Annotated in this window: 8 protein-coding genes and 10 tRNA genes; 16 read left to right on the top strand and 2 right to left on the bottom strand. The window is 40.8% G+C overall.

The window, feature by feature from the left end; translation table 11 throughout:
* The 11 genes from ychF (at position 1) to AC3KZC_RS05520 (ending at position 2,628) form a co-directional block, all read left to right on the top strand.
* Positions 1–1,092, top strand: a complete 1,092-nt coding sequence (gene ychF, locus AC3KZC_RS05570; RefSeq protein WP_490580237.1) for a redox-regulated ATPase YchF — start codon at positions 1–3, stop codon at positions 1,090–1,092.
* A gap of 370 nt (positions 1,093–1,462) precedes the next feature.
* Positions 1,463–1,539 (top strand) — tRNA-Met (locus AC3KZC_RS05565).
* Between the two features lie 36 nt (positions 1,540–1,575).
* Positions 1,576–1,660 (top strand) — tRNA-Leu (locus tag AC3KZC_RS05560).
* A 22-nt stretch (positions 1,661–1,682) separates the two neighbouring features.
* Positions 1,683–1,757 (top strand) — tRNA-Gln (locus AC3KZC_RS05555).
* Between the two features lie 27 nt (positions 1,758–1,784).
* Positions 1,785–1,861: transfer RNA gene (locus tag AC3KZC_RS05550), tRNA-Met, on the top strand.
* A gap of 37 nt (positions 1,862–1,898) precedes the next feature.
* A tRNA-Gln gene (locus tag AC3KZC_RS05545) sits at positions 1,899–1,973 on the top strand.
* A gap of 39 nt (positions 1,974–2,012) precedes the next feature.
* Positions 2,013–2,097 (top strand) — tRNA-Leu (locus AC3KZC_RS05540).
* 66 nt (positions 2,098–2,163) lie between these two features.
* Positions 2,164–2,248 (top strand) — tRNA-Leu (locus AC3KZC_RS05535).
* 66 nt (positions 2,249–2,314) lie between these two features.
* Positions 2,315–2,389, top strand: a tRNA-Gln gene (locus tag AC3KZC_RS05530).
* Positions 2,390–2,428: 39 nt separating this feature from the next.
* A tRNA-Leu gene (locus AC3KZC_RS05525) sits at positions 2,429–2,513 on the top strand.
* A gap of 40 nt (positions 2,514–2,553) precedes the next feature.
* Positions 2,554–2,628, top strand: a tRNA-Gln gene (locus AC3KZC_RS05520).
* A gap of 492 nt (positions 2,629–3,120) precedes the next feature.
* On the opposite strand, the gene AC3KZC_RS05515 is transcribed toward AC3KZC_RS05520, so the two are convergent.
* Positions 3,121–4,284 carry an FAD-dependent oxidoreductase gene (locus AC3KZC_RS05515; protein ID WP_490579266.1) on the bottom strand — a complete coding sequence of 388 codons (1,164 nt, stop codon included), beginning with the start codon at positions 4,282–4,284 and terminating at the stop codon, positions 3,121–3,123.
* Positions 4,285–4,496: 212 nt separating this feature from the next.
* Here AC3KZC_RS05515 and miaB point away from each other — a divergent pair, with 212 nt between their 5' ends.
* The 5 genes from miaB to lnt all read left to right on the top strand — a co-directional run bounded on the left by miaB (position 4,497) and on the right by lnt (position 10,027).
* A complete protein-coding gene (miaB, locus tag AC3KZC_RS05510) occupies positions 4,497–5,927 on the top strand; it encodes a tRNA (N6-isopentenyl adenosine(37)-C2)-methylthiotransferase MiaB (protein ID WP_490579267.1) in 1,431 nt (476 codons plus the stop codon).
* A gap of 49 nt (positions 5,928–5,976) precedes the next feature.
* Positions 5,977–7,014, top strand: a complete 1,038-nt coding sequence (locus AC3KZC_RS05505; protein WP_490579268.1) for a PhoH family protein — start codon at positions 5,977–5,979, stop codon at positions 7,012–7,014.
* Complete coding sequence (gene ybeY, locus AC3KZC_RS05500) at positions 7,007–7,465, top strand: rRNA maturation RNase YbeY (RefSeq protein WP_490579269.1); 459 nt, start codon at positions 7,007–7,009, stop codon at positions 7,463–7,465. Before AC3KZC_RS05505 ends, ybeY begins: the two co-directional genes overlap by 8 nt.
* 142 nt (positions 7,466–7,607) lie before the next feature.
* Positions 7,608–8,489, top strand: coding sequence for a CNNM family magnesium/cobalt transport protein CorC (gene corC, locus AC3KZC_RS05495; protein WP_490579270.1), 882 nt, complete (start codon positions 7,608–7,610; stop codon positions 8,487–8,489).
* A complete protein-coding gene (lnt, locus tag AC3KZC_RS05490) occupies positions 8,489–10,027 on the top strand; it encodes an apolipoprotein N-acyltransferase (RefSeq protein WP_490579271.1) in 1,539 nt (512 codons plus the stop codon). Before corC ends, lnt begins: the two co-directional genes overlap by 1 nt.
* A 42-nt stretch (positions 10,028–10,069) precedes the next feature.
* On the opposite strand, the gene AC3KZC_RS05485 is transcribed toward lnt, so the two are convergent.
* Complete coding sequence (locus AC3KZC_RS05485) at positions 10,070–12,457, bottom strand: Lon protease family protein (protein ID WP_490579272.1); 2,388 nt, start codon at positions 12,455–12,457, stop codon at positions 10,070–10,072.
* Positions 12,458–12,488: the final 31 nt, after the last annotated feature.

Below are 12,488 nucleotides of genomic sequence, written 5' to 3'. Positions count from 1 at the left end.
ATGGGTTTTAAATGTGGCATCGTTGGCTTACCAAATGTGGGCAAATCAACTCTTTTTAACGCGTTAACTAATGCTGGCATCGAAGCAGCTAACTTTCCATTTTGTACAATTGAGCCAAACACAGGTGTCGTATCTGTACCTGATCCACGTTTAAAACAATTGGCTGAAATTGTTAATCCACAACGTATCATTCCAACCTCAATGGAGTTTGTGGATATCGCAGGCTTAGTGAAAGGTGCGTCTAAAGGTGAAGGCTTAGGTAACCAGTTTTTAGCCAATATTCGTGAAACCGATGCAATTGGTCATGTTGTGCGTTGTTTTGAAGATGACAATATCATTCACGTTGCGGGCACTATCGACCCCGCTGACGATATTGATACGATCAATACCGAATTAGTATTAGCAGATATGGAAGCGGCTGATAAAGCAGTGTTCCGTATTGCAAAAAAAGCCAAAGGTGGCGATAAAGACTCTAAGTTCGAATTATTAGTGTTAGAGAAAGTAAAAGCACACCTTGATGAAGGCTTAACGCTTCGCTCTTTAGAATTAACGAAAGAAGAACACGCAGCGATTAGAACCATTAACTTTTTAACCATCAAACCTACAATGTATATTGCAAACGTAAGCGAAGATGGTTTTGAAAATAATCCATTTTTAGACAAAGTGATTGCCATTGCAGCCGCTGAAAACGCAATTGTAGTACCAGTGTGCGCTGCGATTGAATCTGAACTATCTGAGCTTGATGAAGAAGATAAAATTGAATTCATGGCTGATCTAGGATTAGAAGAGCCAGGTCTTGACCGCGTGATTCGTGGTGGTTACCAATTATTAAAATTACAAACGTATTTTACCGCAGGTGTAAAAGAAGTTCGAGCTTGGACAATTCCAGTAGGTGCAACAGCACCTCAAGCAGCGGGTAAAATCCATACTGATTTTGAACGAGGCTTTATTCGCGCACAAACTATCGGCTTTAATGACTACATCACTTGTAAAGGTGAAAATGGCGCTAAAGAAGCAGGTAAAATGCGTTCTGAAGGTAAAGATTACATTGTTAAAGATGGCGATGTAATGAATTTCTTATTCAACGTATAACCTTGAATAATTAAAAACCCGCTACGGCGGGTTTTTTTATACTAAAAATAAGGCTTAACTTGCATCTACCAGCATGTGTATTTTTAGGTATTCACTGATCATGAGCATTTCAACCTTTCAATAGAACACAAAATTGGTTCTTCTCAGCTCTTTTCACTTAACAATACAAAACCAACCTCATGGTACTCAACATAATAAATAACCACTTGTGATTGAAAACAGTTAATTTAAGCGTTTTTTTAATCACTTAGTTTAAAAATACCGCAAACAAACTCAGATAGGCATTTTTTTGCAAAAAAGGTGTTGACGCAAAAGGGGGTAATCCGCATAATACGCCCCGCATCAGCGAGATGTTAAACACAAAGTAAATGGCTAAGTAGCTCAGTTGGTTAGAGCACATCACTCATAATGATGGGGTCACAGGTTCGAATCCCGTCTTAGCCACCACCTTGTTTTTAATGTTCTTTTTGATAGTAAAGTTTTGCGGGAGTGGCGGAATTGGTAGACGCGCTGGATTTAGGTTCCAGTATCGCAAGGTGTGAGAGTTCGAGTCTCTCCTTCCGCACCAAAACTTTACAATAGTTAGCTGTTGGGATATCGCCAAGCGGTAAGGCAGCGGGTTTTGATCTCGCCATTCCAAGGTTCAAATCCTTGTATCCCAGCCAACTCTTTTGAGTTAAGGTTAACACGATGGCTAAGTAGCTCAGTTGGTTAGAGCACATCACTCATAATGATGGGGTCACAGGTTCGAATCCCGTCTTAGCCACCATATCTTCGCTTGCAACGTAATTGCTAAAATCTTTTGTTGGGATATCGCCAAGCGGTAAGGCAGCGGGTTTTGATCTCGCCATTCCAAGGTTCAAATCCTTGTATCCCAGCCATCTTTCTTACTTTGGTAATTAAGATAAAAAAGACCACTTGCGGGAGTGGCGGAATTGGTAGACGCGCTGGATTTAGGTTCCAGTATCGCAAGGTGTGAGAGTTCGAGTCTCTCCTTCCGCACCATATTCTTTAGCTAGAATTAAAAGGGCTAAGTTGGTAACTCTCAAAGTTACAGTACGCATTCGGGCTGCGGGAGTGGCGGAATTGGTAGACGCGCTGGATTTAGGTTCCAGTATCGCAAGGTGTGAGAGTTCGAGTCTCTCCTTCCGCACCAATTAAGAATGTACAACAATCGTTGTTTGGCTCAAATCCAAGTACACCTATTTGAAACTCTTTTTGTTGGGATATCGCCAAGCGGTAAGGCAGCGGGTTTTGATCTCGCCATTCCAAGGTTCAAATCCTTGTATCCCAGCCATCTTTCTTACTTCGGTAATTAAGATAAAAAAGACCACTTGCGGGAGTGGCGGAATTGGTAGACGCGCTGGATTTAGGTTCCAGTATCGCAAGGTGTGAGAGTTCGAGTCTCTCCTTCCGCACCAAATTGGTTTTATCTAAACCAATTTAAAATGACATTGTTGTTGGGATATCGCCAAGCGGTAAGGCAGCGGGTTTTGATCTCGCCATTCCAAGGTTCAAATCCTTGTATCCCAGCCAATTCATCCCCTAAAAATAATCACTCATAAAATTCCCTTTTAAACATAAATTCTCTTATAAAAAATACTTTTAACTTTCTAAATTTATATTTTTTTGTTATTTCATCACCTGTAATTTCGTCCCTTTTTTCAATACACGGTCAACACTCTCAGTTCGGCATTCGACTTACCGACTATTTATAAGCTTGCTAAACGGGCAATGCGTCTAAAGAAGGTTTAATCAGGGAAATGTTTAATGGTGAACATTTTTTATGATGGGATTGGATGCAAGAACGCTAAACTCTTTTAAATAACAACGAATGAAGCGAAATATCTATATGTAACTCTTTAAATAAATTATAACTTTTCAATTTTTACTGATATACATCACCCTTTTTATTTGCATATTGATTTTAAAAGATATTGAGTATCACAAGAGTGAGAATAGCTTTTCAGCTTAATTTTTATCTCACCCTGTGACTGAGTTTTTAAAGCCTTATCACTTAGCTTTTACTCAGAGCTTTTCGCCAATCGCATATTTTAAAACCCAGTTTTTTAATTGTCCTGAGCGCTGTGCAGTTGCAAGCACTTTATTTCGCAGCCACTTTAAAGGTGGGATCTCATTAGAAAAACCAAGGTAGCAAGCATCCATTGCTGACATCATGACTAAATTTGCCACTTTGCGACTGCGCTGATAGTGCCGCAAAGCCTGTGCATCACCAAGATCTGATTTATTTGCCAAGCATGATGCTAACTGCTGCACATCCTTAAACCCTAAATTAACCCCCTGCCCCGCAAGTGGATTAATCGAATGAGCAGAGTCGCCAACTAATACCAAACGACCTTGCACATATTGATTTGCATGCTGCCGTGTTAGTGGAAAAACAGCGTGTTCAATCACCTCAAAATCTCCCGGTAACTCAGGAAAATTCGCAATAATGCGTTGCTTTAACTGCAAAGGACTCAACGTCGCTAATTGTGCTAACTGCGTGCCTGAGTGATACCAAATTAAATTTGCGTAGGGCGCTTGTAAGGGGAGAAATGCAACTGGCCCTGTGGGTTGAAACTGCTGCCACGTCATATCTTGCTGCGGTGCATCAAGCTTAATTAAAATCCCCATGCAACTTTGCTGATATTGCCAACCCGTCGTGCCAATCCCCGCCAATTGACGAGTAATCGATTGGCCACCATCAGCAGCAATGACTAAATCAGCGGATAATTCCGACTTGCCATAGTGTAAAGTAATACGAGATTCGGTTTGTTCAATGCAACTTAACTTACCTAGGTCACTTTTCACGGTAATATTATGTGAAGCAAATGCCTGCCAAAGTGCAGCTTGAATCAATTTATTTTCAATGATATGACCAAGGTAATCATAATTGATGTCTTTGGCATCAAATAATAAAGTTTGTTTGGACTGCTCAAATGCGGCTAAACGACGATAAGGGGCATGACGCTTGGTAAGCAAGGTATCCAAAATACCAAGTTCAGCAAATAGTTGTTCAGAAAAACGATTAATAGCGGACACCCGTAAATCGAGATCTTCACTGGCAAGCACTGCATTAAAATCAACTTGTTGTTGCTCAATTACAGTGACCATACAGCCTTGCTTAGCAAGTTTTAGTGCCATTGCCGCACCAACCATGCCACCACCTACAATAATAACGTCATTCTTCATCAAACATACCTTATGTAAAACCCCGAAATAGTGTATCTGAAAAATTAAACGAATGGTGTTGTAATCCACACAATTCAATGATTTTTAGTACGAATATTCACAATTGAGTTTAAATCCACAGATTAGTTAAAATCTATACTTGGCTATAGAGGTCGTTAGTTATAAAATACGCGTCCTTTAAGCGGTCGGTTTATAAACGAGGCAATAGTTAGATGAGTAAAAAGCTGCATATTAAAACCTGGGGTTGTCAGATGAATGAATATGACTCTCAGAAAATGGCTGATTTATTAGATGCCACCAATGGCTATCAATTAACAGAAGAAGCTGAAAATGCGGATGTTATTCTTTTAAATACCTGCTCTATTCGTGAAAAAGCACAAGAGAAAGTGTTTCACCAACTTGGCCGCTGGAAATTATTAAAAGATGATAATCCTGACCTAGTGATTGGTGTAGGTGGCTGCGTTGCATCACAAGAAGGTGAAGTAATTCGCCAACGAGCGCCTTTTGTTGATATCGTATTTGGTCCGCAAACACTGCATCGCTTGCCTGAAATGATTAAACAAGTTCAGTTAAAGCAAGGTGCGGTTGTTGATATTTCTTTTCCTGAAATTGAAAAATTTGACCGTTTACCTGAGCCTAAAGCAGAAGGTCCAACAGCGTTTGTTTCTATCATGGAAGGCTGTTCAAAATACTGTACTTTTTGCGTAGTGCCTTACACTCGTGGTGAAGAAGTTAGCCGCCCTCTGGACGATGTTATTTTAGAAATCGCCCAACTTGCAGAGCAAGGTGTGCGCGAAGTAAACCTACTGGGTCAAAACGTGAATGCGTATCGTGGCAAAATGCACGATGGTGAAATTTGTTATTTCTCTGATTTATTACGTTATGTTGCCACTATCGATGGGATTGACCGTATTCGTTACACCACTTCTCACCCGATTGAGTTTACACCAGACATTATCGATGCGTATGCGGATATTCCTGAACTGGTTGATCATTTACATTTGCCGGTACAAAGTGGTTCAGATCGTATTTTAGCCCTAATGAAACGTGGTCATACTGCGCTTGAATACAAATCAACCATTCGCAAGTTGAAAAAAATTCGCCCTAACCTCAGCATGTCATCTGATTTCATCATTGGCTTTCCGGGTGAAACAACGGCAGATTTTGAAGCGACAATGAATCTAATCAACGACATCGGTTTTGATATGAGCTTTAGCTTTATCTATAGCGCGCGCCCAGGTACACCAGCCGCTGATTTGCCCGATGACGTATCAGAGCAAGAAAAGAAAGAACGCCTTTATATTTTACAAAATCGTATCACTCAATTTGCACAGCAAATTAGCCGTCAAATGTTTGGTACTGAACAACGTATTTTAGTTGAAGGTCCATCGAAAAAGAATCCAATGGAGCTTCGTGGCCGTACTGAAAACAACCGCGTAGTTAATTTTGTTGGCGATCATAAATTAATTGGTCAATTTGTTGATGTTAAAATCACTGAAGCATTGCCAAATTCATTACGTGGTGATTTAGTACGTACTGAAGCACAAATGAATTTACGTAAAGATACAGCGCCAGCAACTATTACGAGTAAAAACCAACCCCCTCAAGCCAATGAGCTTGGAGTGGCAACATTTACTCCTTAATAAGTTGTTCACGCCAGCGCAAGCTGGCGTGCCTTACAAGGAACACATTTTGAGTAATCAAACCAAAAGCCAAGAAGTCTACCTAGAACCCTCTGATAATAAACGCCTTGCAGCCCTTTGTGGCCCTTTTGATGACAATATAAAACAAATCGAGCGCCGTCTTGGTGTTGAAATTAGCCACCGTGAAAACTGTTTTCGTGCCACTGGTAATTTAGCCGCAGCTCATGCAGCCATTGAAGTGCTAAAAAACTTATATATTGAAACACAGCTAGTAAATGGCAAAAACCAAGAAATCGATGCCGATTTGGTTCACTTAACCCTCGCGCAATGCCATTATCTTGACCAAGATGATCAAGACCCTCAGTTTGCTCAAGATGTCACGATTAAAACTCGCCGCGGTGTGGTTAAACCACGTAACCCCAATCAAATGCAATATGTGGCGAATATTCTTAACCATGATATTTGTTTTGGTGTTGGCCCTGCAGGGACAGGTAAAACCTATTTAGCAGTTGCCGCTGCTGTAGATGCCTTAGAGCGCCAAGAAATTCGCCGTATTTTACTCACTCGTCCCGCGGTTGAAGCAGGCGAAAAGTTAGGATTTCTACCGGGTGATTTAACGCAAAAAATCGACCCTTATTTACGCCCACTGTACGATGCTTTATTCGAAATGCTTGGGTTTGAAAAAGTAGAGCGCTTAATTGAGAAAAACGTGATTGAAGTCGCACCACTTGCCTATATGCGTGGTCGTACTTTAAACGATGCGTTTATAATTTTAGATGAGAGCCAAAATACCACGGTAGAGCAAATGAAAATGTTCTTAACCCGGATTGGTTTTAACTCTAAAGCTGTTATTACTGGCGATATCACGCAAGTCGATTTACCGCGTGGTGCACGTTCAGGCTTACGCCATGCTATTGATGTGTTGAGTCACGTTGATGATATTAGTTTTAACTTTTTTCAAGCCAAAGATGTGGTCCGCCACCCTATAGTTGCTCGTATAGTAGAAGCCTATGAAAGCTTTGAAGAGCAAGAACGTAAACAAAGAGCTGAAAAACAAGCACAACGAGAAGCCTCGCAACATGACTGAACTTGATTTACAAATTGCCAGTGAGTTTAAGGATTTACCTAGCTTTGAACAATTTCAATTATGGGCGCACAGCACCCTTGATTTGTTTAAAGAAGAAAGCGAATTGACTATTCGCATTGCCGATGAAGCCGAAAGTCAGCAATTAAATAATGATTATCGCGGTAAAAATAAGCCAACAAATGTGTTGTCATTCCCATTTGAAGCGCCGCCTGGAATTGAAATCCCTTTGGTAGGCGATTTAATTATTTGCCCTCAGGTGGTATATCAAGAAGCGCTTGAACAAGAAAAGACTTTTCATGACCACTTTGCACATATGGTCGTGCACGGTTGCTTGCATTTATTAGGCTTTGACCATATAGAAGCAGACGATGCTGACGAAATGGAAAGTAACGAAAAAGAAATTCTAGCTAAGTTGGGTATCAGTGATCCTTATCGAGATGATGAGGAATAGCTTTTCAGCTAGTGAAAATAACAGTATATTGAAGGAGCTTGTCATCAATTGACAAACACCTATATTTCATTCCTAATAATAACAATGTGTTAAGTCACTTTATTAGGCTGTAGTAAAACAACATGGAGCTAAAAAGTAGCGTATGAGCGACGATAACTCGCAGAGTAGCCAGGGTTCGTCTGGCAAAACATGGTTAGGGCGTATAACCCAAATGTTTCAGGGTGAACCCCAAAGCAGAGAGGAATTAGTTGAAGTGATCATGGACGCCCAAGAGCGTGATGTTATTGATCCTGAAACTAAGAGAATGATAAAAGGCGTCTTAGGTGTCTCGCAACTTAAAGTGCGCGATATCATGATCCCTCGTTCTCAAATGGTCACCTTAGATATTGAGCAATCCTTGAGTGAATTGTTACCAGTTATGGTTGAATCAACTCATTCACGTTTTCCGGTTGTTTGCGAAGACAAGGATCACGTCGAAGGGATATTGCTTGCTAAAGATTTATTGCCTCTAATTTTAAACTCGCAGGATGAAATTCCCTCTCTAGCTACTTTCTTACGCCCAGCCATGGTTGTGCCTGAAAGTAAGCGCGTTGATACATTACTTAATGAGTTTCGCCAACAGCGTTACCACATGGCCATTGTAGTTGATGAATATGGCGGTGTATCAGGTTTGGTTACCATTGAAGACATTCTCGAAATCATCGTAGGTGAAATCGAAGATGAACATGACAACGAAGAAGAAACACAAGATATTCGTCAAGTTGCAACCCATGTTTATGCTGTGCAAGCTTTAACACCTCTTGAAGATTTTAATGAGTTTTTTCACACTCAATTTGATACTCAAGAAGCTGATACGATTGGTGGTATTGTTCTGCATGCTTTTGGCCATATGCCTACACGTGGCGAAGTGATTGAAGTCGGTTCATTTCAATTTAAGGTCACCAGCTCAGATAATCGCCGATTACAGCAACTCCAAGTAACCGTTCCAAAAAACGCTCAAACAGAAGCTGAAGCCGCTGCATAATGTCGCCCACTGTTACTAAAAAAAGCATACTTGCACTTGTTGCAGGTATGCTTTTAACGTTTAGCTTTGCACCATTTAACATTTGGTTGCTCAGCCCCCTATGTCTTGCACTATTTTTTTATACCATTCACCAGAGCCCTTGGCGAATAGCTGCCAAACGTGGTTTTTTATTTGGCTTTGGTTGGTTTGCCTGTGGAATAAGCTGGGTCCACGTTTCAATTGCCGAATATGGCGGTTTGCCTTTAGTGATCTCATTGTTATTAATGGCAATATTGGCGGCGTACCTTGCTTTTTACAGTGCTCTTGCCTCGGGACTCGCAAGCCATTTTAAAGGCCATAATTGGTTGCTTGCTTTTATCCCACTTTTTATGGCCACTGAATGGTTGCGTGCCACCTTTTTAACTGGTTTCCCTTGGCTATCATTTGGTTATAGCTTAACCGACAGCCCGCTCAACTTTTTAGCGCCGATGATTGGTGAATTTGGTTTAACAATTGTTGTTTTGTTGCTTGGTTACAGCATTTTTCAACTTTTTTATAAAAAGTGGATTATGTTCACTAGCACCATTAGCAGTTTAATTCTATGCGCCCTGATGCTGCCGCATTTCACTCAGAATGAATACACGGGCGATGATGTTCATGTCTTACTTGTACAGGGCAATATCAAACAAGAATTACGCTGGGCACCCGAGCAATATTCCAAAACTATGTTAGCGTATCAAGATTTAACACGGCCTAATTGGGATGTCGACTTAGTTGTATGGCCAGAAGCAGCAGTGCCCGAAATAGAAGCGCTCGCCCAAGATTATTTACACAACTTAGATAGCGCTGCAGCCTTTCATAATACTGCGCTGATTACAGGTATAGTCGATTATCAACGCGACACAAAAGCAATTTATAATACTTTGATTGTTGTTGGGAAAAGTGAGCCTGAAGCCCTCTCTGGTCAGTATCAATATTTACACCCCAATCGGTATCGAAAACACAATTTGCTGCCCATTGGTGAGTTTGTCCCTTTTGAATCCCTATTACGCCCTCTTGCACCTCTTTTTGATTTGCCGATGTCATCATTTAGCCGTGGCGAAGCAATCCAAAAAAACTTAAGGGCCAATGGTCTTAATATTTTGTCTGCGATTTGCTACGAAATTGTATTTGCCGATTTTGTGCGTAGCAATTACCACAGTGATTCTGATATTTTGTTTACGGTCAGTAATGATGCATGGTTTGGCGATTCTCACGGGCCACATCAGCACATGCAAATTGCACGTATGCGCGCCATAGAACTTGGCAGGCCTTTAATAAGGGTGACCAATACAGGTGTTACTGGTGTGTACGACCCTTTGAGCAACCAGCAACTAAGTATCAATCAATTTGAAGCAAACGTACTTAAAACAAGCATCAAAAAAATCAGTGGTAATACCATGTATGCCCAATATGGCAAAACACCTCTAGTATTGATTTTACTTGGGCTGTTTATCATCGCACTACTGAATTCTCGCCCTGATCCTAGTCATTTTAAACCTTCAAAAACAAACAAGTAGCCAATTGGCTACTTGTTTTAAAAGATTAAGTTAACCTAACTTTTATTCATCGGGGCTGCCATTCACAATGTCAGCAATGCAACTTAAGCGCTCAAGAGCAGCATAATTGATGGTGTCTTGGCCATAAGTCCCCTCTTTGGTCAATGCGCCCGCTTTTTTAGCCATTAAAATTTCAAGTGCTTCATCTACCGTAGCAACCGCATAAATATGAAATTTACCTAAGTCGACAGCTTGGCAAACCTCTGAGTTGAGCACTAAATTAACTCGATTTGATTTTGGAATAATTACGCCTTGGCTGCCTGTTAACCCACGCATTTTACAGAGTTTAAAAAAGCCCTCTATTTTCTCGTTGACACCACCAATCGCTTGCACTTCGCCATGCTGATTGATTGACCCTGTCATTGCCAAACTCTGATTAATAGGAAAGCCGGTAATTGCAGAGATCAGCGCACACAACTCAGCTAATGAAGCACTGTCACCATCAATAAAACCGTAACTCTGTTCAATGGCAATATTGGCACTGAGTGATAAGGTAAATTCTTGGGCGTATTTATTGCCTAAATAACCCGTTAATAACATTACACCTTTTGAATGAATTGCTTTACCGAGCTCTGCTTCGCGCTCAATATCAAGCACCCCATCACTGCCTGCATATACTGTTGCTGTAATGCGTGCAGGGCTACCAAAACTGGTATCGCCAATGTGCAGCACAGTCAAACCATTCACTTTACCAACAGCTTGTCCTTGAGTATCAATGAGCGTGTGACCTTCTTTAATGTCATCGAGCATGTTTTCACTGATTTGCCCAGTACGATACTGTTTGCCATCAAGCGCTTCATCAATATGATAAGCTTCAATCATGTCGCTTTGATCTTGGCGAGTATAATAATGTGCTTCGTTAACAAGTTCTAAAACATCAGCAAAACGGGCTGATAATTTTGATTGGTGCTCTGCTTGGCGATAACTAAAATACAATAGCTTTGCCATTGCATCTTTTGTTAAGTCACTTTTTAAGCTTTTCTTTACATGCTCTTGTACGCGAGTAATAAATTGATAACGAAATTTATCTGAGTCAGGAATGAAATACTCAAAATCCGCTAGAACGCGAAAAAACTCATTGAATTCATCATCGTATTCTTGCATTAAATAATACAAATCACGTGAGCCTAATAATACAATTTTTACATCTAGCGGAATAAGCTGAGGTCTTAGGGTAAAACTACCACCTAAACTGCTTTCTTGGGCAGGTAAGTCGTTTTTGATATGGCGTGCCTTTAACGACAGTTTTAACCCATCCCACACTTGAGGGTTGGCCATCACTTTCTCAGCGTCCATAATTAAGTAGCCGCCGTTCGCTTTATGAAGTGCACCTGCTTGAATAGAACGATAACTGGTTACAACTGAGCCTTGTTGTGATGAATATTCAACCTTACCAAATACATTGCCAAACGTTGGATTTGGCTCATAGACCACAGGCGCAGGATCGCCGTCTTTAAAACACACAATTAGGTTTGGCGCGAAATAATCAGCCAGCATGGCCTTTTTATCAAGATCTTCGTTTTTTTCTTCTGACTCATCAGCAAGCCACTCAAGCACGGTATCAATGAGCTCTTTTCGCAACTCTTTTAGGTATTTTAAAATACCAATTTGAGTCGCATATTTGTGTTCAAGCTCTTTGAGCAACGGTTTAATTGCTTGTTCTGCGGTTGCACGTTTAAGTTCTCTTAGTTTTTCAGATGATTCTCTTTTCCAACGTGGGAGCTCAATTAAGGCTTCGTTTAAATCGTCTTCTAAACCAGCAATCAATGAGAAAAAATGCTGACGCAGTTCATCACTAAGTGCGGCAAACTCGTTTTCATCTAACTGTTTACCTTCAACAACAGGCGCAAAACTAATGACGCCATTATCCTCAAAAAGAACCACATCTTGAGTCAGCGCTTTTTCTTCGACTAAATCGATAGCAATATCGTACTTAGTATTAAAAGCGGTATCGATTGACTTTTTCTTGCGCTGAAAGCCTGGGTTATCAAAGGCTGCTGGAAAAGTATCAATAATCTCATCAATGAGTGAGTCAATATCATCAAAGAATATTTTACTCTCGCCTGATGTTAAACAAATTGCGATGGGTTCGCGGTGATCATCAAAATTATTAACGTAAAGCCACTCAAGTGGAGTTTTACGGGTTTTGCTATGCGCGGTGAGCTTGTCTTTCACTAACGTAAAACGCCCAAGCGCCGCTTCACCCATCACGTATAAGTTATAGCCTTGTAAATCCATGCCTAACGAAAAATCAATCGCACTGCGCGCTCTTTGCTGGCCGATAAAACTAAGATCATCGGGATAAGGTGCAGCCATACAACTTGCGATTTGTTGTATGTCGATTGCGGGAGTCAGATTTTGTGCTGGTAATCGAGTATTTGTTAGTGTCATTGCCAATTCTTATAGTGTGTACAGCAAGCTA

It is taken from the genome of Pseudoalteromonas sp. J2K-J031 (assembly GCF_058197095.2).
Note: the sequence above shows the minus strand (reverse complement) of the source record. Positions and strands in the feature narration are given on the sequence as shown.